Below are 21,413 nucleotides of genomic sequence, written 5' to 3'. Positions count from 1 at the left end.
GTATTGCAGAAAAGGGGGTAACCATAGATGTGGGAGCTGGCTTGCCTGCGAAGGCATCAGCTGTGTCTTACTGATGTACCGAGGTGTCTGCATCGCAGGCAAGCCAGCTCCCACAGAAAAGCAGCTCTGCTTCTGATCTGTTTTTGCCCTGTTTTTGCCCTGCTTTTGCTTCAACCACTCAGGTCGGCTACTAGGCCGCCGTGCTGTAGATTTTGATCTTGATCTGACAGGCCCCGTTAACCACGATGGCCGAACGCAGGCACGGTGGAGCGGGTAAACCGGCAGGGATGCCGGTTTAGCCGCGCTGGGCCAGGGATGGCCCATCGCGGCGACCCGCGGAACCGGGCCGGAGTGCGGGCATGCCGAGCCTTAGCGAGGCACCGAGTGGTGGGGCAAAGACCTTTTGGTTACTTTTGGGGCGTTTGCCAAAAGTGACCCGCTGTAAGAGCGGAACCATACGAAGCCGTTACCGCAGCAACGGATATGTACTCAATCTACCTAAACCCATCACAAGCTCAGCACCACACAAAGCGTTGCGTAGATACCTATGCCCATCGCAGGCAAGCCAGCTCCCACAGGGGATTTGGGGTGTGTCAGGGATTCAGGCGGCAGCCTTGGCGATCACCTAGCCAGCGCGCCGTATGCGTGCGCCCCAACCCACTCGCCGTCACTTCACTGCGCTGCGGCTTATCGGTAAACGCACTGGTCGGCACGTACTGCTTCACATACCCCAGGCAATACTCCGCCGGATTGTTCTCCACATACCGGCACGAGCAGTACTCCTTGGCCGTATACGCCGCGATGATGTCGGGGAAGGCTTGCAGGTTGACGCGCTCATGCCACACCCAGCCGAACACGGCGAGTAACAGCAGCAGAAAAACGCTGATAAACGGGTGACGACGAATCATGGTTGCACCGCCGCAAGCACGCGTTTGAGCAGTTCGTTATGGCGGTAGCTGCCGTCGCGGTCATCGCCGTAGCGCACGATCACCAGGTGTTTGTCGGGCATCACAAACAGCGCCTGGCCCCAGTGGCCGAGGGCGGCGAAGGTGTCAGCGGGGGCGGCGGGCCACGGGCGGGGTGCGCCTTGCACTTCGAGGTTTAGCCACCATTGGCCGCCGGGCACGGCTTCGTCCTGGCCGGGTTTGTAGTTGTCGAAGGGCTTGCGGTTGAAGGCGACCCACTCTTTGGGCAGCAATTGCTGCTCGCCCCAACGGCCGTCACGCGCCATCAGCAGGCCGACGCGCGCCAGGTCGCGGGCGGTGAGGTAGGCGTAAGAGGAAGCGACGAAGGTTTCGTCGGCATCGGTTTCCCAGATGGCGTTGTGGATGCCCAGCGGCTTGAACAGCGCATCCCACGGGTAATTCATATAAGCCTTGTGGCCGAGCATACCTTTGAGGGCGGCGGACAGGATGTTGCTGTCGCCGCTGGAGTAGCGGAAGGCCTGGCCCGGTGCGGCGACAGCCTCGGTGTCGGCGGCGAACTCGGCCATGTCGGCGCGCCCACGGGTGTAGAGCATCGCCACGACGGAGGATTTCAGCGGGCCGTATTCGTAGTCTTCTTGCCAGTCGAGGCCCGAGGCCCAGTGCAGCAAGTCGGCCAGGGTGACTTTGGGGTGTTGTTTCATCGGCGGGTAGAAGCGTGCGGCGGGGTCGGTGAGTTTGAAGCGGCTTTCGCCATAGGCCACGCCGAGCACCGTGGCCATCAGGCTTTTGCTCACCGACCAAGTCAGGTGCGGCGTGCTGGCGGTGGTGGGCGCGGCGTAGCGTTCGTAGATGACTTCGCCGTCGCGGATCACCAGCAGCGCGTCAGTGCGAATGCCTTGGCGGGTGGCGTCGTCACGGGTTGGGAACGCATAGGCATTCAGAGCATCGACAGCGGGTCCTGAGAGTGCTGTGCCCTTGGCCCAGTCCTTGTCAGGCCAGGTTTCAGCGTGGGCGGCAACGGTGACGAACAGCAGGGCAACGCACAACAAGCCTCGGACCATGGACGCAAACTCAAGGGGGCATTCAAGCCCGCGAGCCTAGTCGAGGCGCATGACAGATTTGCTACATCGGGGGCTGTCATCTAAGCGTCACCGTAACTTCATGGCGCTGACACCGAGCCTACATAGCCTGAGTTTGGACAAACAAGTCGACCGGCCGAAACGTGGCCGGCACTCGGAGATTCGCCATGACTCAGATCGCCCGCATCAGCGACACCGGCAATGAACGCCGTCTGCAAGCCGAACGCCTGGTTGGCGCACAGGCGCTGCAGGAAGCTCAGGCCCTGCGGTTCAACGTGTTCAGCGGCGAGTTCAACGCCAAGCTGAAAGGCGCGGAACTGGGTCTGGACATGGATGACTATGATGTTCACTGCAGCCACATTGGCGTGCGGGATTTGAACAGCGGTCGACTGGTCGCCACCACCCGTTTGCTCGACCACCAGGCGGCCAGCACCTTGGGCCGGTTCTACAGCGAAGAAGAATTCAGCCTGCACGGCCTGCTGCATCTGCAAGGCCCGATCCTGGAGATCGGCCGCACGTGCGTCGACCCGGCCTACCGCAACGGCGGCACCATCGCCGTGTTGTGGGGCGAGTTGGCCGAAGTGTTGAATCAAGGCGGCTACAGCTACTTGATGGGCTGCGCGAGCATCCCGATGCACGACGGCGGCATCCAAGCCCACGCGATCATGCAGCGCCTGCGCGAACGCTACCTGTGCAACGAACACCTGCGCGCCGAGCCGAAAAAGCAGCTGCCGGCGTTGGATCTGCCATCCAACGTGATCGCGGAAATGCCGCCGCTGCTCAAGGCGTATATGCGCCTGGGCGCGAAGATCTGCGGCGAGCCGTGCTGGGATGAAGACTTCCAAGTAGCCGACGTATTTATCCTGCTCAAGCGCGACGAGCTGTGCCCGCGTTACGCCCGCCACTTCAAGGCGGCCATGTGATGGGCCGCCTGCGCGTGTACGGGCGCATTGCCCGCGTGCTGCTGGTGGTGGCGCTGGGCTTGAGCATGGCCAGTGTGTTTGGTGTGTTCGAGCGTTTGGGCGTGGCCAACTCGATGGTACGGCGCCAGCGTTGGTCGCGGTTTTTCATGGCGCGGCTGACCCACGCCCTGCCCTTTCGCGTGACGGTGCACGGTGAGTTGCCGCAAACGCCGATGCTGTGGGTGAGCAATCACGTGTCCTGGACCGACATCCCGTTGCTGGGCATGGTCACGCCGCTGTCATTTCTGTCCAAGGCCGAAGTGCGCACCTGGCCGGTGGCGGGTTGGTTGGCAGCGAAGGCTGGTAGCCTGTTTATCCGCCGGGGTTCGGGCGACAGCCAGCTCATCCGCAAGCAGATGACTCGCCACCTGGAACACCAGCACCCGCTGCTGATGTTCCCCGAAGGCACCACCACCGACGGGCGCAGTCTGCGCACCTTTCACGGGCGTTTACTGGCCAGTGCGATTGATGCCGATGTGTCGCTGCAACCGGTGGCGATTCGTTATCTGCGCGATGGGCAAGTGGACCCGCTGGCGCCGTTTATTGGCGACGATGATTTGCTCTCGCACCTGATGCGTCTGTTTGCCAATGACCAGGGCGATGTGGAAATCCATGTGCTCACGCCAATTGCCTGTGCCGGGCAGGAACGCGCGGCGCTGGCGTTCCAGGCGCAGCAGGCGGTGCAGAAGGCGTTGTTTGGGCCGTTGCCGGAGACGGAGCAAGTGGCGGCTCGGCCTGCATTTGCAGCATGAACACACTTTAAAATATGGGAGGTGGCTTGCCTGCTATGGCCATGGGTATCTACGCAACTTTTTGTGTTGCTTTTAGCCTGTGATGGTTTAGGTAGATTGAGTACATATCCGTTGCTGCGGTAACGGATATGCACCCAGCGCCCCCACGACAACCAAAGAATCCAACCCATAAAAAGATGTGTAGATACCTATGCTGCGATGGCGGTGAGTCAGCAACACCAATATCGACTGACAGACCGCTATCGCAGGCAAGCCAGCTCCCACAGGTTTAAATCTCAACCGTCAGGTGGGATTGTGCAAATTTCTGCAACTCAGGATAGAACAGCCGAAAGTCTTCACTCAGCGGCTCATACAGAATCCGCAACTCGTGCATGGCATGCCTCAATTCCTCGGGCTGGGTCAGGCGCCGCGAAATCCCGCGCAACACCTGCTCCATCACCGCGAACTCACGGTACGAACCCAGCCAGTCATCCTCCGCCATATACGGTGCAATCTGCGCCAGCCGCCCAGGCAGCTGCGGTTCGGCCGCCAGCACGCGGTACACCTGTGCAGTGAAGTGTTCCAGGGGCTGGTTGGCATACAGCGCCCAATCCCGCGCCAGGCAGTGGTCGAAAAACACATCGAGGACAATACCGGCATAGCGCTTGCGGGTCAGGCTGAAGCGTGACAACGCCTCGCAAACCAGCGGGTGGCTGTCGGTGAAGCGGTCGATGGAGCGATGCAGTTGGATAGCCGACTCGATTTGCGGGCTGAACTGGCCCTGCAGGCGGCCTTTGACGAAGTCACCATAGAGGCTGCCCAGCAGTTGTGCAGGAAGTTGGCCGCCCAGGTGCAGATGTGCGAGATAATTCATGCCGAGCAGTCTAGCACTGCCACCAACGTATCGTTATAACCCGATATACCGAAATAGCCGGTCCTAAGATCAAAAGCATATTGGTGTATCGGAATGTAACGATTTAAAGTTCGCCTCATCGCGATATAACGTTTTACGCAACCGAGCACCCTGCCATGCCCATCGACCTCGACGAAATAATAAAAGCCCTGGCGCACCCAGTACGACGAGACATCCTCACCTGGCTGAAAGACCCGAAAGTGCAGTTCCCCGAGCAAGTGCACAACCATGAATACGGCATCTGCGCCGGGCAGATCGACCAGCGCTGCGGCTTGTCCCAGTCGACCGTGTCGGCCCACCTGGCGACCTTGCAACGGGCCGGGTTGATCAGCAGCCAAAAGGCCGGGCAATGGCACTTTTTCAAACGCAATGACGAAGTGATCCAAGCCTTCCTCGCGGCGCTCACCACCGAACTCAGCGCTGATATCAGCGCAACGTTGTTATAAAGGAAAGATAATGCCCCTCTCGCTACTCATACTGGCCCTGAGCGCCTTCGCCATCGGCACCACCGAGTTCGTCATCATGGGCTTGCTGCCCGATGTGGCGGCGGACTTGGGCGTGTCGATTCCCGGCGCTGGCTGGCTGGTCACCGGCTATGCCTTGGGCGTGGCCATCGGCGCGCCCTTCATGGCACTGGCCACCGCCAAGCTGCCACGCAAGGCCGCCCTGGTAGCGTTGATGGGCATCTTTATTGTCGGCAACCTGCTCTGCGCACTGGCCAGCGACTACAACGTGCTGATGGTTGCCCGTGTAGTCACTGCGCTGTGTCACGGCGCGTTCTTTGGGATTGGTTCGGTGGTTGCGGCCAACCTGGTACCGGCCAACAAGCGTGCTTCGGCTGTGGCCTTGATGTTCACCGGCTTGACCCTGGCCAACGTGCTCGGCGTGCCACTGGGTACCGCGCTGGGCCAGGAGGCCGGCTGGCGCTCGACCTTCTGGGCGGTGACCGTGATTGGCGTGATCGCCTTGATCGGCCTGATCCGCTTCCTGCCGGCCAAGCGTGACGAAGAAAAACTCGACATGCGCGCCGAACTCGCCGCCCTCAAAGGCCCCGGCATCTGGCTGTCGCTGACCATGACCGCACTGTTCGCCGCTTCCATGTTTACCCTCTTCACCTATGTCGCCCCACTGCTCGGCGATGTCACCGGCGTGTCGCCCAAAGGCGTGACCTGGACGCTGCTGCTGATCGGCCTGGGCCTGACCGTGGGCAACATCATCGGCGGCAAGCTGGCGGACAAACGCCTGGCGGCCACCTTGATAGGCGTGTTCATCAGCATGGCGGTGGTCTCCACCGTGCTGACCTGGACCAGCGTCGCGGTAATCCCAACTGAAATCACCCTGTTCCTGTGGGCCACTGCGTCGTTCGCCGCCGTACCGGCGCTGCAAATCAACGTGGTGACCTTCGGCAAGGCCGCACCGAACCTGGTGTCGACCCTGAACATCGGCGCCTTCAACATCGGCAACGCCCTCGGCGCCTGGGTCGGCGGCAGCGTAATTGCCCACGGCTTTGGCCTGACCAGCGTGCCTTTGGCGGCTGCGGCCCTGGCGATTCTGGCCCTGCTGGTCACCCTGATTACTTTCCGTCAGAGCGGCGATGCCGGCCTGGCCCCTGCGACCCACTGAGCAATTCACTTAAAGAGAAGGGTGTTATCCCATGACGACTATTTTCGATCCAATCAAACTGGGCGACCTGGAACTGTCGAACCGCATCATCATGGCGCCGCTGACCCGCTGCCGCGCTGATGAAGGTCGCGTACCCAACGCGATGATGGCTGAGTACTACGTGCAGCGCGCCTCAGCCGGGCTGATCCTCAGCGAAGCCACCTCCGTGACGCCGCTGGGCGTGGGCTACCCGGACACTCCGGGCATCTGGTCCAACGACCAGGTACGCGGCTGGGCCAATGTGACCAAGGCCGTGCACGGCGCGGGTGGCAAGATCGTTCTGCAACTGTGGCACGTCGGCCGGATCTCCCACGCGTCCTACCTGAACGGCGAAACCCCAGTGGCACCGAGCGCCATCCAGCCCAAAGGCCACGTGAGCCTGGTGCGTCCATTGGCGGACTACCCGACCCCACGCGCCTTGGAAACCGCTGAAATCGCCGACATCGTTGACGCTTACCGCGTCGGCGCCGAAAACGCCAAGGCCGCCGGTTTTGACGGCGTGGAACTCCACGGTGCCAACGGCTACCTGCTCGATCAGTTCCTTCAAAGCAGCACCAACCAGCGCACCGACAACTACGGCGGCTCCCTGGAAAACCGTGCCCGCCTGCTGCTGGAAGTGACCGACGCGGCCATCGAAGTCTGGGGCGCCGGCCGTGTGGGGGTGCACCTGGCACCACGCGCCGACTCCCATGACATGGGCGACGATAACTTGGCCGAGACCTTCACCTACGTTGCCCGCGAATTGGGCAAACGTGGCATCGCGTTCATCTGCTCGCGTGAAAAAGAAGCCGGCGACAGCCTTGGCCCACAACTGAAAAAAGCCTTCGGCGGCGCGTACATCGCCAACGAACGCTTCACCAAGGACAGCGCCAACGCCTGGCTGGCCTCGGGCAAAGCCGATGCGGTGGCCTTCGGCGTACCGTTCATTGCCAACCCGGACCTGCCGGCGCGTCTGAAAGCCGATGCGCCGCTGAACGAAGCGCATCCGGAAACCTTCTACGCCAAGGGTCCGGTCGGTTACATCGACTACCCGACGCTGGCGATCTAAAGCAACAAGCTGAAACGAAAAAGCCCCGGCTCGCAGGAACCGGGGCTTTTTACTGCGCTTTGGAATACACCAGAGATCGAATGCGGTCTGTCAGCTAAATATGTGCTGACTGATCCACTACTTTCGCGAGCAAGCCCGCTCCCACATTTTGACGCTGTCCTGGGCGCTCTGCGTCTGCTGCTAAAGCGTGACGCGGAGCGTCACAGGATGCATTCCCACGCGGAGCATGGGAACGATCGTACAAAGGTCGGGAAACATTCCTTCACAGCATTGCAACAATATCGCTACAAAATACTTAGTCGGCTACCTATCAACCGCCCGCGTGCACGTATATAAAGTCACCCCACAAATCCTGCGAAGGGACGATTGACTGTCTCTGGTCTTTACTATTGACACACTTGGATGTAATTACGCATTTTGTCTTAATTGCGTAGGCTGGGGCTCAAGCGCAGCATGTCCAGCCCCGCATCAACCCAGCGTTCGGCATCCTGATGCAGTTGGAAGCTGTCGGGTACCAGTAGCCACTGGCCAATCAAGCCGTGGATGAAGGCATGGATGCACACCGCGCCACGCGTAGTGTCCAGATTTTCCGGAAGTTGCCCGCGATGGACCGCGTTGCGCAAGGTCAGGCCGATACGCAGGTTGCATTCCAAGCTGTGGGTTTGACGTTGGCGCCGCATGTCACACATTTCATCCGTGAACTCGCACTTATGAAACAGGATTTCGTTGATGCGCCGGGTTTTCGGGTCCAGGGCCACTTGATGATAAAGATGAATCAACAGCTTGCGCATACAGCCCAGCGGGTCGGCTTCTTCCTCACTTTCACTGGCCCGGGCCAATTCATCCAGGGGTTCGTGCAGCGTGTCGAGCAGTGCCTGCAGCAAATCGGACTTATTGCTGAAATGCCAATAGATAGCACCGCGCGTCACACCCGCCAGCGCCGCAATGTCCGCCAACGTGGTCCGCGCGACGCCGCGCTCATAAAACGCCTGTTCGGCGGCGGCAAGAATTTGGCTGCGCGTTTCCTGAGCTTCCTCTTTGGTGCGACGAACCATGGCAGTAAAACCTCAATCAGAATACTTGGGACGCTCGGTAACGCTGCTTTAATAGGCGGTAACGATCATCTGAATAATTGTGGGACGACACCGTCATGGGCACCGAACGTACTAAAATCGAGGCTTTGGCAGCTGCTTTGTCAACAATCTGCGAAGCCTGTCAAGAGTTTACAAACAACCATGAACGTAAGTATATTGCGTAGCAAGCTACTTATCCACTCACACCTTGATTTTTACCCTTCCACCCTTCTTGTGCGCATTCTGCGCGCCTGACCCGAGGATCTTCATGCAACTTAAGCCAGCTGTTACCGCTCTGGTCACTGCCGTCGCCCTGGCATCGCTGCTCAGCGGATGTAAAAAGGAAGAAGCGGCTCCGCCCGCTCAAACCCCTCAGGTCGGCGTGGTCACTATTCAACCGCAAGCCTTTACCCTGACCTCCGAACTGCCGGGCCGTACCACGGCCTATCGCATTGCGGAAGTTCGGCCGCAGGTCAACGGCATCATTCTCAAGCGCCTGTTCAAGGAAGGCGGCGACGTGAAGGAAGGGCAACAGCTCTACCAGATCGACCCGTCGGTGTATGACGCCACCCTGAAAAGCGCACAAGCGAGCCTGACCCAGACCAAATCCATCAGCGACCGCTACAAGCAGTTGGTCGATGAGCAAGCCGTCAGCCGTCAGGAATACGACACCGCCGTCGCCAATCGCATGACCGCCGAAGCCAACGTTCAAACCGCCCAGATCAACGTGCGTTACACCAAAGTATTCGCGCCGATCTCCGGGCGGATTGGCCGTTCTTCGGTCACCGAAGGCGCGCTGGTCAGCAATGGTCAGACCGATGCCATGGCCGTGATCCAGCAACTGGACCCGATCTACGTCGACGTCACGCAGTCTTCGGCTGAAATGCTGAAACTGCGCCGCGACCTGGCAAGCGGTCAGCTGGAAAAAGCCGGCGACAACGCTGCCAAGGTCAAGCTGACCCTGGAAGACGGCACCGCTTACGGTCTGGATGGCAAGCTGGAGTTCTCGGAAGTGTCGGTCGACCAGACCACCGGTTCCGTGACGCTGCGCGCCGTGTTCCCTAACCCTGAGCACACACTGTTGCCAGGCATGTTCGTACACGCCCAACTGCAAGCCGGTGTGAACAGCAAGGCCATCCTGGCTCCGCAGCAAGGCGTGACCCGTGACCTGAGAGGCATTCCAACGGCGCTGATCGTCAACGCCGACAACAAGGTCGAGCAGCGTGAACTGGTGGCCAACCGCACTTACGGCGCCTACTGGCTGGTGGAAAAAGGCCTGAACGCCGGTGACCGTGTGATCACAGAAGGCTTGCAGTACGTCAAGCCGGGCGTCGAGGTCAAGGTCAAGCCGGCCGACAACGCCAAGCCTGCCGATGCTGGCAGTGCTGCTGCTCCTGCTGCCGCTGCCGGCAAAGGGGAGTAACCCATGTCGAAATTTTTTATCGACCGTCCCATTTTCGCCTGGGTAATTGCCCTGGTGATCATGCTGGTCGGGGCACTTTCGATCATGAAGTTGCCCATCAACCAATACCCGGCCATCGCGCCGACCGCCATCGACATCCAGGTGACCTACCCAGGCGCGTCTGCACAAACCGTGCAGGACACCGTGGTGCAGGTGATCGAGCAACAGCTCAATGGTATCGACAACCTGCGTTATGTTTCCTCGGACAGTAACTCCGACGGCAGCATGACCATCACCGTGACGTTCAACCAGGGTACCAACCCGGATATCGCCCAGGTTCAGGTGCAGAACAAGCTGAACCTGGCGACCCCACTGCTGCCGCAAGAAGTGCAGCAGCAGGGTATCCGCGTGACCAAGTCGGTGAAGAACTTCCTGATGGTGATCGGTCTGGTGTCGGAAGACGGCAGCATGACCAAGGACGACTTGTCCAACTACATCGTGTCGAACATCCAGGATCCGATTTCGCGGACCGCGGGTGTGGGTGACTTCCAGGTGTTCGGTTCGCAGTACGCCATGCGTATCTGGCTGGACCCGGCCAAGCTGAACAACTACCAGCTCACGCCGGTGGATGTCAGCACGGCGATCTCGGCGCAGAACGTGCAGGTGGCTACCGGCCAACTGGGCGGCCTGCCAGCCCTGCCCGGCACTCAGTTGAACGCGACCATCATTGGCAAGACCCGCCTGCAGACTGCGGAGCAGTTCGGCAATATCCTGATGAAAGTCAATACCGACGGCTCACAGGTACGCCTGAAGGATGTCGCGCGTATTGAACTCGGTGGTCAGAACTACAGCATCGCTGCGCAGTTCAACGGCAAGCCGGCTTCCGGTATGGCGATCAAGCTGGCCTCGGGCGCCAACGCCTTGGACACCGGCAAGGCCATCCGCGCCACCGTAGCGTCGCTTGAACCGTTCTTCCCGCCAGGCATGAAGGCGGTGGTGCCGTATGACACCACCCCGGTTGTGACCGAGTCGATCTCTGGTGTAGTCGACACCCTGGTCGAAGCGATCGTGCTGGTGTTCCTGGTGATGTTCCTGTTCCTGCAGAACTTCCGCGCCACCATCATCACGACCATGACCGTACCGGTGGTGCTGTTGGGCACCTTCGGGATCCTGGCCGCGTTCGGTTTCACCATCAACACCCTGACCATGTTCGGCATGATCCTGGCCATCGGCTTGCTGGTGGATGACGCCATCGTCGTGGTGGAAAACGTCGAGCGGGTGATGGCCGAGGAACACTTGTCGCCCAAGGAGGCGACGGTCAAATCCATGGGCCAGATCCAAGGCGCCCTGGTGGGTATTGCCCTGGTTCTGTCGGCGGTACTGTTGCCGATGGCGTTCTTTGGCGGCTCTACCGGTGTGATCTACAAACAGTTCTCCATCACCATCGTTTCGGCCATGGCGTTGTCGGTACTGGTTGCCCTGATCTTCACCCCGGCCTTGTGCGCCACCATGCTCAAGCCGATCGACCCGGAAAAACACGGCCAACCCAAGCGTGGTTTCTTTGGCTGGTTCAACCGCACCTTCGACCGTGGCGTACTGAGCTACGAGCGCGGCGTGGGTAACATGATCAAGCATAAGATCCCGGCGTTCCTGGTGTACGCGCTGATCATCGTCGGCATGATCTGGCTGTTCATGCGCATCCCTGCTGCGTTCCTGCCCGATGAAGACCAGGGCGTAATCTTTGCCCAGGTGCAGACGCCGGTCGGTTCTACGGCTGAACGTACGCAGAAAGTCATCGACGATATGCGTGCGTACCTGCTCAACGACAAAGAAGGCGAGCCAGGCGAAGGCAAAGGCGTGAAATCGGTGTTTACCGTAAACGGCTTCAACTTCGCCGGTCGTGGCCAAAGCTCCGGCCTGGCATTTGTGATGCTCAAGCCGTGGGGCGAGCGTGACGCCTCCAACTCGGTGTTCGAGATCGCCAAGCGCGCCCAGGGCTACTTCATGCAGACCTTCAAGGACGCCATGGTATTTGCCATCGTTCCGCCGTCTGTACTGGAACTGGGTAACGCCACCGGCTTCGACGTGTTCCTGCAAGACCAGGGCGGTGTTGGCCATGACAAATTGATGGCGGCGCGTAACCAGTTCCTCGGTATGGCAGCACAAAGCAAGATTCTGGCAGGTGTGCGCCCCAACGGCGTGAACGATGAGCCGCAGTACGAGCTTACCGTCGACGACGAGAAGGCCAGCGCCCAAGGCATCACCCTGTCGAATATCAACCAGACCCTGGCGATTGCCTTGGGTGGCAGCTACGTCAACGACTTCATCGACCGCGGTCGTGTGAAGAAGGTGTACGTGCAAGGTGACGCCGCCAGCCGCATGTCCCCTGAAGACTTGGAAAAATGGTACGTGCGCAGCGACTCCGGGAAGATGGTGCCGTTGTCCTCCATCGCTTCGGGCAAGTGGATCTTCGGTTCGCCGAAACTCTCGCGCTACAACGGTGTAGCGGCGATGGAAGTCCTTGGTACGCCGGCTCCGGGCTACAGTACCGGTGACGCCATGGCCGAAGTCGAGCGTATTGCCAAGCAATTGCCGGCGGGTGTTGGCTATGCATGGACGGGTTTGTCGTATGAAGAACGTCTGTCCGGCTCCCAGGCACCTGCGCTGTACGCCTTGTCGCTGCTGGTGGTGTTCCTTTGCCTCGCAGCACTGTACGAAAGCTGGTCGATCCCGATCGCCGTCATCCTGGTAGTGCCGCTAGGGGTTGTGGGTGCGTTGATTGCAACCAGCATGCGCGGGTTGTCCAACGACGTGTTCTTCCAAGTGGGCCTGTTGGTAACGGTGGGCCTGGCCGCGAAGAACGCCATCCTGATCGTGGAGTTTGCCAAAGAGCTGCACGAACAAGGCAAGGGCATCGTCGAGGCAGCCATTGAAGCGTCCCGCATGCGTCTGCGACCGATCATCATGACCTCCATGGCGTTCGTCCTCGGCGTATTGCCACTGGCGATCTCCACCGGTGCAGGTTCAGGCAGCCAGCACGCGATCGGTACCGGCGTAATTGGCGGTATGATCACCGCCACCGTCCTGGCGATCTTCTGGGTGCCACTGTTCTTCGCAACCGTATCGGCTGCTGGCGAGCGTAAAAAGAAAGTTACTCCTGAAACTCCTAAAGAGGCTGGCCAATGAGCAAGTCGCTACTTTCCCTAGCCGTCACGGCATTCGTGCTCAGTGGCTGCTCGCTGATACCTGACTATCAGCGCCCTGAAGCACCGGTGGCTGCCCAGTTCCCGCAAGGGCCGGCGTATTCGTCGGCCCAGGCGCCGGGCCAGGCCGCTGCCGAGCAGGGCTGGAAGCAGTTTTTCCATGACCCTGCCCTGCAACAGCTGATCCAGACCGCGTTGGTGAACAACCGTGACCTGCGTGTCGCGGCCCTGAACATCGACGCCTACGCGGCGCAGTACCAGATCCAGCGTGCCGACCTGTTCCCGGCCATCTCGGCCACGGGCAGCGGCAGCCGTTCGCGCACCCCGGCCAAACTGTCGCAGTCTGGCGAGGCGACCATCGCCAGCCAGTACTCGGCTGGCCTGGGAATCAGCTCGTATGAGCTGGACCTGTTCGGCCGCGTGCGCAGCCTGAGTGAAGAAGCACTGCAAAAGTACTTCGCCACTGAAGAAGCGCGACGCAGCACCCAGATCAGTTTGGTGGCCAGTGTGGCCAACGCCTACCTGACCTGGCAGGCCGACAAGGAGCTGCTCAAGCTGACCCAGGACACTCTCGGCGCGTTCGAACAAAGCTACAAACTGACCTCGCGCAGCAACGAAGTCGGCGTGGCCTCGGCCCTCGACCTCAGCCAGGCGCGTACCTCAGTGGAAAACGCCCGGGTTGCACTGGCGCGCTACACCCGCCAGGTGGCCCAGGACGAAAACAACCTGACCCTGCTGCTGGGCACCGGCCTGCCGGCGAATATCGCCAGCAAGCCGCTGTCGGATAACCTGCTCAGCGAAGTGCCAGCCGGGTTGCCATCGGACCTGCTGCAACGTCGTCCCGACATTGTGCAGGCCGAGTACAACCTCAAAGCCGCCAACGCCAATATCGGCGCGGCACGTGCAGCGTTCTTCCCAAGCATCAGCCTGACCGCCAGTGCCGGCACCGCTAGCCCGACCCTGGGCGGCCTGTTCAAAGGCGGCTCGGGCACCTGGTCGTTTGCCCCGCAGATCAACATCCCGATCTTCAACGCCGGTAGCCTGCGCGCAAGCCTGGACTACTCGAAGATTCAGAAAGAGATCAACGTGGCGACCTACGAGAAGGCGATCCAGACCGGCTTCCAGGAAGTTTCCGACGGCCTCGCCGCGCGTGAGACCTACAAGCAGCAGTTGGATGCCCAACGTGGCTTCGTCGCGGCCAACCAGGATTACTACCGCCTGGCTGAGCGTCGCTACCGCATTGGTGTCGACAGCAACCTGACGTTCCTCGACGCCCAACGCCAGCTGTTCAGTGCCCAGCAATCGCTGATCACCGACCGCCTGGCGCAGCTCAACAGCGAGGTCAACCTGTACAAGGCCCTCGGCGGTGGCTGGAATGAGCAGACCGCGAAGAACGAGCCGTTGAAAGAAGAAGCACCGGCACTGAAGTTGTTCTGATCGTGCTGTCGTAAAAAAACCGCTTCCCTCACAGGAAGCGGTTTTTTTATGTCTCGGCTTTTTGTTCACCCTCAAAATGGGTTCATGTACTCAACTTAAGCGTCGAGAACTTGACCTCCATTTCCTCTCCATAATAGAGAGAGAAACTCACAGTCAAACCAATCTTGCCATTCTCGTCCTCAGAGATGTCTTCGATACTCAAACTCCCCGAGTAGTCCGGCGGGAGGTACTCGATATAGCCCTCCCACCCAAAGCTGGCCTTTATGGGCAGTTTTGGACCGATGGGGTATGTCTGCCTCGGTTCAAGCTGGAGCTTGCCCGCTTCAAGGGTCAGTTCATTTTTCGAACCAGGATTGTCCTCAAGGCCTAAGCTAAAGAAAAATTGATAATCCTCAATGTAGCTCAACTTGACGCTATCGAAATCAAGCGCGATCTTCTCGCCATCTGCGTTGATCAATTCCCCACTGAACTTATTCACAGTGGTTAAAAAACTCCCTATACCTGATCCAAAGCTCATGATCCATTCTCTCTTCAAGACCTGATAGTAACTGCCACCCTCCCCAAAATAGGCCTTTGAAAGCGGGTGTCTACTGTCAACCCTGACAGTAGACACCTGCCCCTGAACACCTGAACCTGACGAGTTGAGTGCACCTTGCGCTCCCTTCAACCTTTCAGGGTAAAATTGGTAACAGATTCTTACAGACCACAGAGGGAGCTTGTCGTAATGATCGTAGGAATCGACCTGGGAACGACCAATAGCCTGGCCGCCGTATGGCGCGGCGATGCCGCCGAAATGGTGCCCAATGCCCTTGGCCAGTTGCTGACCCCAAGCGTGGTCGGCCTGGATGATCAAGGCCGTATCCTGGTCGGCCAAGCCGCCAAGGAACGCCTGCACACCCACCCGCACCTGACCACGTCGCTGTTCAAGCGCTACATGGGCAGTGCCACCGAAGTGCGCCTCGGCGACCGCTCGTTCCGCCCCGAAGAGCTGTCGGCGCTGGTCCTCAAAAGCCTCAAAGAAGACATCGAGCGCACCTACGGCCACACCGTCACTGAAGCGGTGATCAGCGTGCCCGCCTACTTCAGCGACGGCCAGCGCAAAGCCACGCGCATCGCCGGTGAACTGGCGGGGCTCAACGTGGAAAAGCTGATCAACGAACCCACCGCCGCCGCCTTGGCGTATGGCCTGCACCAGCGTGACAAGGAAACCTCGTTCCTGGTGTTCGACCTCGGCGGCGGCACCTTTGACGTGTCGATCATCGAGCTGTTCGACGGTGTGATGGAAGTACGCGCCAGCGCCGGCGACAACTTCCTGGGCGGCGAAGACTTCGACACCCTGTTGCTGGAACACTTCGTCGACAGCCAGCGCAACGCCCAGGGTTTCCCGCCCACCAGCAGTGTGTTGCAGGCCCTGCGCCGCGAAGCCGAGCGCGTGCGCAAAGCCTTGGGCCAGGACGACAGCGCCGAGTTCGCCCTGCGCGTCGACGGCCAGCAGTGGGCCAAAACCATCACCCAGGCCGAACTCGCCAAGCTCTACACGCCGCTACTGGAACGCCTGCGCGCCCCCATCGAACGCGCCCTGCGTGATGCACGAATTCGGGTGGGCGACCTGGATGAAATCCTGCTGGTCGGCGGCACCACGCGCATGCCGCTGGTGCGCAAACTGGCCGCTGGTTTGTTCGGGCGTTTCCCGTCCATCAGCCTCGACCCGGACCAGGTGGTTGCCCACGGCGCGGCGATTCAGGCGGCGCTCAAAGCTCGTTCGGCGGCACTGGAAGAGATCGTGCTGACCGACGTCTGCCCCTACACCCTGGGCATCGAAACCTCGAACCAGTACGGCGGCCATATCGAAAGCGGGCATTACCTGCCGCTGATCGAACGCAACAGCAGCGTGCCGGTGAGCCGGGTCAAAAGCGTGGTCACCCTCTACGACGACCAGACCCGCGTGTTGCTGAAAATCTACCAGGGCGAAAGCCGCCTGGTGAAAGACAACATCGAACTGGGCCAGCTGGAAATCACCGTGCCCAAGCGCAAGGCCGGCGAAGTCACACTGGACGTGCGCTTCACCTACGACAACAACGGCTTGCTCGAAGCCCAGGTGAACATCCCGCTGACCGGCGAGCAGCATTCGCTGGTGATCGAGAACAACCCCGGCGTGCTCAGCCCGCAGGAGATCCAGCAACGCCTGCAAGCCTTGGCGCTGTTGAAGATTCACCCACGCGACCAGCAGGTCAACACGGTGCTGACCGCCCGCCTCGAACGGCTCTACCAGGAAAACCTCGGCGAATTGCGTGAGCAGCTCGGGCACTGGGCCGCACAGTTTCAGCAAGTGCTCGACACCCAGGACGAACGCCGGATCCGTGAGGCCCGCAGCGAGCTGACCCGTCAACTTGAGCAACTCGACAACGGGTTCTGGCGCTGAGAGATAACGACATGGACTGTTGGACAGTGTTGCAACTGGCAGACGATGCCGACGAGCGCACCATCAAGCGCACCTACGCGCGGCTGCTGAAAAGCTGCCGCCCGGACGATGACGCCGAGGGTTTCCAGCGCCTGCGCGAGGCCTATGAACAAGCGCTGAGCGAAGCGCGCTGGCGGGCCGACAACGAGGAGCTGGAAACCGTCGAAGCGCCGGTGGCCGAACAGGCTCACGGCAACCTCAGCGACCTGGCTGAGCTGATGGACGTTCGCCCCTTGGGCCCTGCGCCGTTCGAACCGCCGGTGGTGAAAAACCCGTATGACCTCGCCGAGCTGATGAACATCAGCCCGCTCAGCCCCGCCGCGTTTGAAGCGCCAAAGCCAGACCCGGCCCTCGCGCTGCTCACCGGCCTGAACGTGCACAACCTCGATGAACGCTGGGCCCAGGCCCAACAGCAGGGCTGTGAAGAGACGTTCCAGGCCGGCCTGCTGCGCCATTGCTTCGAAGCCCCCGGCGAGCGCAGTGCAATCGTCGGTTGGGCGATGCAACACCTGGAATGGCTGACGCCCTGGCAACGGGTGACCATGACGCCCTGGCAGCACGAAGCCCTCACCAGCGAGCTGCTCCAGGACTATCGCAGCACCTTGCAGGAGCTGCTGGAGCAAAAAGCCGAGCGCGAGTTCGTCAACCAACTGACGCAGTACAACAGCCAGCCCTGGCTGCGGGTGTTCGACCAGCAGCAACAGTGGCAGCGCATCGTCTTGCAACTGCTGCACGAAACCCAATGGAGCGTGCCGCTGTTCGAACGCGTGTGCCAGGCGTTTGGCTGGGACGACCAGAAAGGTGTGTACCCGGAACCGGCCTGGATGTGGCGTGGCCTGGTGTCGCGCTGCGAGCAGGAAAGTTTTTACACCAACCTGCAAGACAAGGCCCAGGACACCCGCCGCACCAGCGCTGATGCACTGGCTGCGCGCTTGCTGCTCACGCCCATGACCGCGACCCAACAGATGCGCATCATCGAACGGTTTGGCGAAAACGAGTGGAACGCCTGCCAGCAATTGGGGGACACCCTCACGTGGCGCTACCCGCAACTGACCGAGCGCCTGCCCCAGAGCGACGTTTTTTTCTGGCGAAAATTTGTTGCAAGGCCGATCTACACCCAGGTGTTGATCCGGCTTTGGGCTATCTTCGTCTTGGCCGTCGGCCTGAACCTCGTCCGTGACAAGCCCGAAAAACTGGACGTTGGTGTCATGTTCATCTTCCTGGTGCTGGCGATCGCGCCGGCGTTTATTGGCTTTCGCATCACGCAGATGTGGGCCGGGATGAGTTCGTCCTTTATCGTTCAGGACCTATGGCTGAGCCAGTACTTGATCCCCAAGCGGCTCAACCCCAACCAATACTGGCTGGTGTTACGCCATGGCGTGCCGCAGTTGGCCATGCTTCTGGCCTGCGCGCTGATGCTGGGAATATTGGGCATGGTGACCTATGCCGGGATGTTGCTGATCAACCTGCTACACAAAAAACGCATCGGCCACATGAGCCATACCTTCAGCCACAACTACCCGTGGCTGAACGGTTTGCACTGGGCGTTCTGGAGCCCGCTGCAAGCCGTGTTCCTGGTGGTCATGGTGGCGGTGATTATTGCCGCCCAGCACTACTTGCCCGCCGTGCCCTGGACCCACTTCGATTGGTCCAAACGCTGACCCTGCGCACCGGGCCTGAGCGCAATGCACAGGCCCGCCAACTTGCGTTCGATCATCGCCCACAACCCGCCTCTCCCCACTTTCATCGCACCCACACTGCCAAGCAACATGGCCGGCACCTGCATAACCCCAATAACAACAGGTCCTACACCATGAGCACTTTCAACCCGCGCCGGCTGCTGCTGGCGACTGCTGTCGCCAGTCTTGCCATGCCCGTCGTCGCCGAAGAACACGGCTTTCTCGAAGACGCCAGCGCCAACCTCAACCTGCGCAACTTCTTCTTCAACCGCAATTACACCAACCCGACCAAAGCCCAGGGCGGCGCACAGGAGTGGACGCAAAGTTTCATCTTCGACGCCAAATCCGGCTTTACCCAGGGCACCGTGGGTTTCGGTGTGGATGTGCTGGGGTTGTACTCGCTGAAACTGGATGGCGGGCGTGGCACCGGCGGCACCCAGCTGTTGCCGCTGGACCACGATGGCCGCCCGGCGGATGAGTTCGGACGCCTCGGTGTGGCGTTCAAAGCGCGGATCTCCAAGACCGAAGTCAAGGTCGGCGAGTGGATGCCGGTGCTGCCGATCCTGCGTTCCGACGATGGCCGCTCCCTGCCGCAAACCTTGCGCGGCGGGCAGATCACCTCCAAGGAAATCGCCGGCCTGACCCTTTACGGCGGCCAGTTCCGCGCCAACAGCCCGCGCGACGACAGCAGCATGACGGACATGTCGATGGTCGGTAAAACCGCCTTCACCTCCGACCGCTTCAACTTCCAGGGCGGCGAGTACGCGTTCAACGACAAACGCACCCAGATCGGCCTGTGGAATGCCCAACTCAAGGACATCTACCGCCAGCAATTCGTCAACCTGACCCACAGCCAGCCTGTGGGCGACTGGACCCTGGGCGCCAACCTTGGGTTCTTCTACGGCAAAGACGACGGCAGCGCTCGCGCGGGTGACTTGGATAACAAGACTTTGTCCGGCTTGTTCTCCGCCCGCTATGGTGGCAACACCTTCTACGTCGGCCTGCAAAAACTCACCGGCAACAACGCCTGGATGCGCGTCAACGGCACCAGCGGCGGCACCCTGGCCAACGACAGTTACAACTCCAGCTACGACAACGCCCAGGAAAAATCCTGGCAGGTGCGCCACGACTACAATTTCGCCGCCCTCGGCATACCCGGCCTGACCTTGATGAACCGCTATATCAGCGGCAGCAACGTGCACACAGGCACCGTCACCGACGGCAAGGAGTGGGGCCGCGAGAGCGAATTGGGCTACACGGTGCAGAGCGGCGCGCTCAGGGACTTGAACGTGCGCTGGCGTAATTCCAGCATGCGCCGCGACTACAGTAACAACGAGTTCGACGAAAACCGCTTGATCGTCAGCTATCCTATTTCGCTGCTTTAACACCACTAAAACATCAGTCGCCATAACAGGGCTATATTCATACAGCCTCAATATATGGCGACCGGTTTTCTAACGGCACACTGCCTACACTGCTTGAGAATATAAACCTTCAGCCATTGCTATGAATCATTGAAGTAAAAACCCCCAACCTTAATCGTTCATCGCACCGCTCCCTGTAAGAATATGAAATAAGCCACGCAGGAACCGAATCTTCTGTCGGACCAATTACAGGGAGCAAGACGGAGCCTTACTGTCGAGCCAGCGACATCACTCAACGATTAAACAGGGAACGAATTCATGACCATCAATGCTTCTAGCAATCCAGTTAATCCAATCTGGCTTGCCTGGCAAGAATCAATTCAAAAACCTTCAACAACTAACCCCGCCGCTGCCATTCAGGACACTCAACCACACACTCAAATGGAGAGCAGCAAAAATACTGGCCGCCTCCGTCCACAGCAGCAGCCCGCCAACAGCCTTACTCAGCAAAAACTTAATCAGCCCCAAGCCGGCGCGGCCGAGCCCGTCAAGGAACCTGCAGCTATTTTTACAACCCTTGTAAAAATACCAAAGTCGCTGACGGGTGCACCGGTTACGCATGAGTTTGACAATGGCAACGTCAAGATAACGTCCTCTCCCTTGCACCAAGGGAGTTTCAATGGTATTGAAATTCAGCGAAACAAAGTCACCATTGAAACGGGTAATAAAGATGACCTTGTTGAAATCAAGACACTTACCACGGGCGGCGTAGTTGCCGAAATTAATGGGAAAGCTTATGAATTGCCCATTACAAACATAGGCGCCATGAGCCAACATCTCGAAATAAAAACCAACGGTGGTAACGATGAGGTTAACGTCGCTGACAATATATGGTTCGAAACCACCGTCAGCCTCAATAACAACCATCGGGTCGCCGGGGTCAATGGCTACATTTCCGCGCCGGAATCTGCCAACAAGAAAACCTTCCTGGAGCCGGGTGTCATCCCGGTACTCTCGCAGATGCGACCAAAAGGTGATGACTACGTATTTAAACACGGTGATGTAATCATCAATTTCACCCCGAATACAGACGCCCTCCAGTTCGGTGACGGCGTTGTTTACATCCAGACCGGCAAAGAAGCAGACAACGTCCGAATTATGGCGGCTGAAGACGGCTCCATGGTTGCAGACATCAATGGCGAGAAATTCTTGCTGCCGATTAAAAACGATGCAACCGGTCACTCAAGGCTATTCATCTCAACGCAGGACGGTGAGGATAAAATCATCATCGATTCCAACGTCAAAAACTATTCGTACATCCTCCCGGGCGAAGACAAAAGTGGTTCGCTGTACAGGGGCGGTGGTTTCACTTCCCGGGCCGAGGAGGATCGCCAGGCTCAACGGTACACGTTCCAGAACTACAACCCTGTGTCGTAAATACTACTCGGCTGTTCAGGGACCGCACCTGGGGGA

17 protein-coding genes are annotated in these 21,413 nt (G+C 59.7%); 12 read left to right on the top strand and 5 right to left on the bottom strand.

Annotation, left to right across the window (positions count from 1 at the left end):
* Positions 1-593 precede the first annotated feature (593 nt).
* Positions 594-908 carry an amidase gene (locus tag KZH41_RS08555; RefSeq protein ID WP_263274671.1) on the bottom strand — a complete coding sequence of 105 codons (315 nt, stop codon included), beginning with the start codon at positions 906-908 and terminating at the stop codon, positions 594-596.
* The gene (locus KZH41_RS08550; protein ID WP_263274670.1) at positions 905-1,987 is read right to left on the bottom strand and encodes a serine hydrolase domain-containing protein; all 1,083 of its coding nucleotides are present in this window, start codon (positions 1,985-1,987) and stop codon (positions 905-907) included. Before KZH41_RS08550 ends, KZH41_RS08555 begins: the two co-directional genes overlap by 4 nt.
* A 185-nt stretch (positions 1,988-2,172) precedes the next feature.
* Between KZH41_RS08550 and olsB the strand changes: the two genes are divergently transcribed.
* Both olsB and KZH41_RS08540 read left to right on the top strand, forming a co-directional pair.
* On the top strand, positions 2,173-2,928 hold the full coding sequence (gene olsB / locus KZH41_RS08545; RefSeq protein ID WP_263274669.1) for an L-ornithine N(alpha)-acyltransferase: 756 nt from the start codon (positions 2,173-2,175) through the stop codon (positions 2,926-2,928).
* Positions 2,928-3,719: a lysophospholipid acyltransferase family protein gene (locus KZH41_RS08540; RefSeq protein WP_242154840.1), complete on the top strand. Its 792-nt coding sequence runs from the start codon at positions 2,928-2,930 to the stop codon at positions 3,717-3,719. Before olsB ends, KZH41_RS08540 begins: the two co-directional genes overlap by 1 nt.
* Before the next feature lie 268 nt (positions 3,720-3,987).
* On the opposite strand, the gene KZH41_RS08535 is transcribed toward KZH41_RS08540, so the two are convergent.
* Positions 3,988-4,572, bottom strand: coding sequence for an ACP phosphodiesterase (locus tag KZH41_RS08535; RefSeq protein ID WP_094951585.1), 585 nt, complete (start codon positions 4,570-4,572; stop codon positions 3,988-3,990).
* 155 nt (positions 4,573-4,727) lie between these two features.
* Here KZH41_RS08535 and KZH41_RS08530 point away from each other — a divergent pair, with 155 nt between their 5' ends.
* From KZH41_RS08530 to KZH41_RS08520, 3 genes are read left to right on the top strand one after another with little or no spacing between them, the layout of a single operon-like run.
* Positions 4,728-5,057, top strand: a complete 330-nt coding sequence (locus KZH41_RS08530; RefSeq protein WP_094951584.1) for an ArsR/SmtB family transcription factor — start codon at positions 4,728-4,730, stop codon at positions 5,055-5,057.
* A gap of 10 nt (positions 5,058-5,067) precedes the next feature.
* Positions 5,068-6,234, top strand: coding sequence for an MFS transporter (locus KZH41_RS08525; RefSeq protein ID WP_263274668.1), 1,167 nt, complete (start codon positions 5,068-5,070; stop codon positions 6,232-6,234).
* A 31-nt stretch (positions 6,235-6,265) separates the two neighbouring features.
* Complete coding sequence (locus tag KZH41_RS08520) at positions 6,266-7,321, top strand: alkene reductase (protein WP_242154836.1); 1,056 nt, start codon at positions 6,266-6,268, stop codon at positions 7,319-7,321.
* Positions 7,322-7,743: 422 nt separating this feature from the next.
* Here the strand turns inward: KZH41_RS08520 and KZH41_RS08515 are convergent, their stop codons facing one another.
* Positions 7,744-8,376, bottom strand: coding sequence for a TetR family transcriptional regulator (locus tag KZH41_RS08515; protein WP_094951581.1), 633 nt, complete (start codon positions 8,374-8,376; stop codon positions 7,744-7,746).
* A gap of 286 nt (positions 8,377-8,662) precedes the next feature.
* Here KZH41_RS08515 and KZH41_RS08510 point away from each other — a divergent pair, with 286 nt between their 5' ends.
* The 3 genes from KZH41_RS08510 to adeC are packed head-to-tail and all read left to right on the top strand — an operon-like array spanning position 8,663 to position 14,436.
* A complete protein-coding gene (locus KZH41_RS08510) occupies positions 8,663-9,817 on the top strand; it encodes an efflux RND transporter periplasmic adaptor subunit (protein WP_242154835.1) in 1,155 nt (384 codons plus the stop codon).
* A 3-nt stretch (positions 9,818-9,820) separates the two neighbouring features.
* On the top strand, positions 9,821-12,982 hold the full coding sequence (locus KZH41_RS08505) for an efflux RND transporter permease subunit (protein WP_242154833.1): 3,162 nt from the start codon (positions 9,821-9,823) through the stop codon (positions 12,980-12,982).
* Positions 12,979-14,436: an AdeC/AdeK/OprM family multidrug efflux complex outer membrane factor gene (gene adeC, locus KZH41_RS08500; protein WP_094951578.1), complete on the top strand. Its 1,458-nt coding sequence runs from the start codon at positions 12,979-12,981 to the stop codon at positions 14,434-14,436. The genes KZH41_RS08505 and adeC overlap by 4 nt, the downstream gene beginning before the upstream one ends.
* An 82-nt stretch (positions 14,437-14,518) precedes the next feature.
* Here adeC and KZH41_RS08495 read toward each other — a convergent pair whose 3' ends face one another.
* Complete coding sequence (locus tag KZH41_RS08495) at positions 14,519-15,049, bottom strand: hypothetical protein (protein WP_263274667.1); 531 nt, start codon at positions 15,047-15,049, stop codon at positions 14,519-14,521.
* 111 nt (positions 15,050-15,160) lie between these two features.
* On the opposite strand from KZH41_RS08495, the gene KZH41_RS08490 reads away from it, so the two are divergent.
* From KZH41_RS08490 to KZH41_RS08475, 4 genes are all read left to right on the top strand, one after another.
* Positions 15,161-16,858 (top strand): molecular chaperone HscC, encoded by a 1,698-nt coding sequence (locus KZH41_RS08490; RefSeq protein WP_094951576.1) that lies wholly within the window; start codon positions 15,161-15,163, stop codon positions 16,856-16,858.
* A gap of 11 nt (positions 16,859-16,869) precedes the next feature.
* The gene (locus KZH41_RS08485; protein ID WP_263274666.1) at positions 16,870-18,558 is read left to right on the top strand and encodes a J domain-containing protein; all 1,689 of its coding nucleotides are present in this window, start codon (positions 16,870-16,872) and stop codon (positions 18,556-18,558) included.
* A 152-nt stretch (positions 18,559-18,710) separates the two neighbouring features.
* A complete protein-coding gene (locus KZH41_RS08480) occupies positions 18,711-19,961 on the top strand; it encodes an OprD family porin (RefSeq protein WP_094951574.1) in 1,251 nt (416 codons plus the stop codon).
* 297 nt (positions 19,962-20,258) lie between these two features.
* Positions 20,259-21,377, top strand: coding sequence for a hypothetical protein (locus KZH41_RS08475; RefSeq protein ID WP_263274665.1), 1,119 nt, complete (start codon positions 20,259-20,261; stop codon positions 21,375-21,377).
* The last annotated feature ends 36 nt before the right edge of the window (positions 21,378-21,413 follow it).

Origin of the sequence: Pseudomonas sp. YeP6b (genome assembly GCF_025642995.1) — a bacterium.
Lineage (GTDB): Bacteria > Pseudomonadota > Gammaproteobacteria > Pseudomonadales > Pseudomonadaceae > Aquipseudomonas.
Note: the sequence above shows the minus strand (reverse complement) of the source record. Positions and strands in the feature narration are given on the sequence as shown.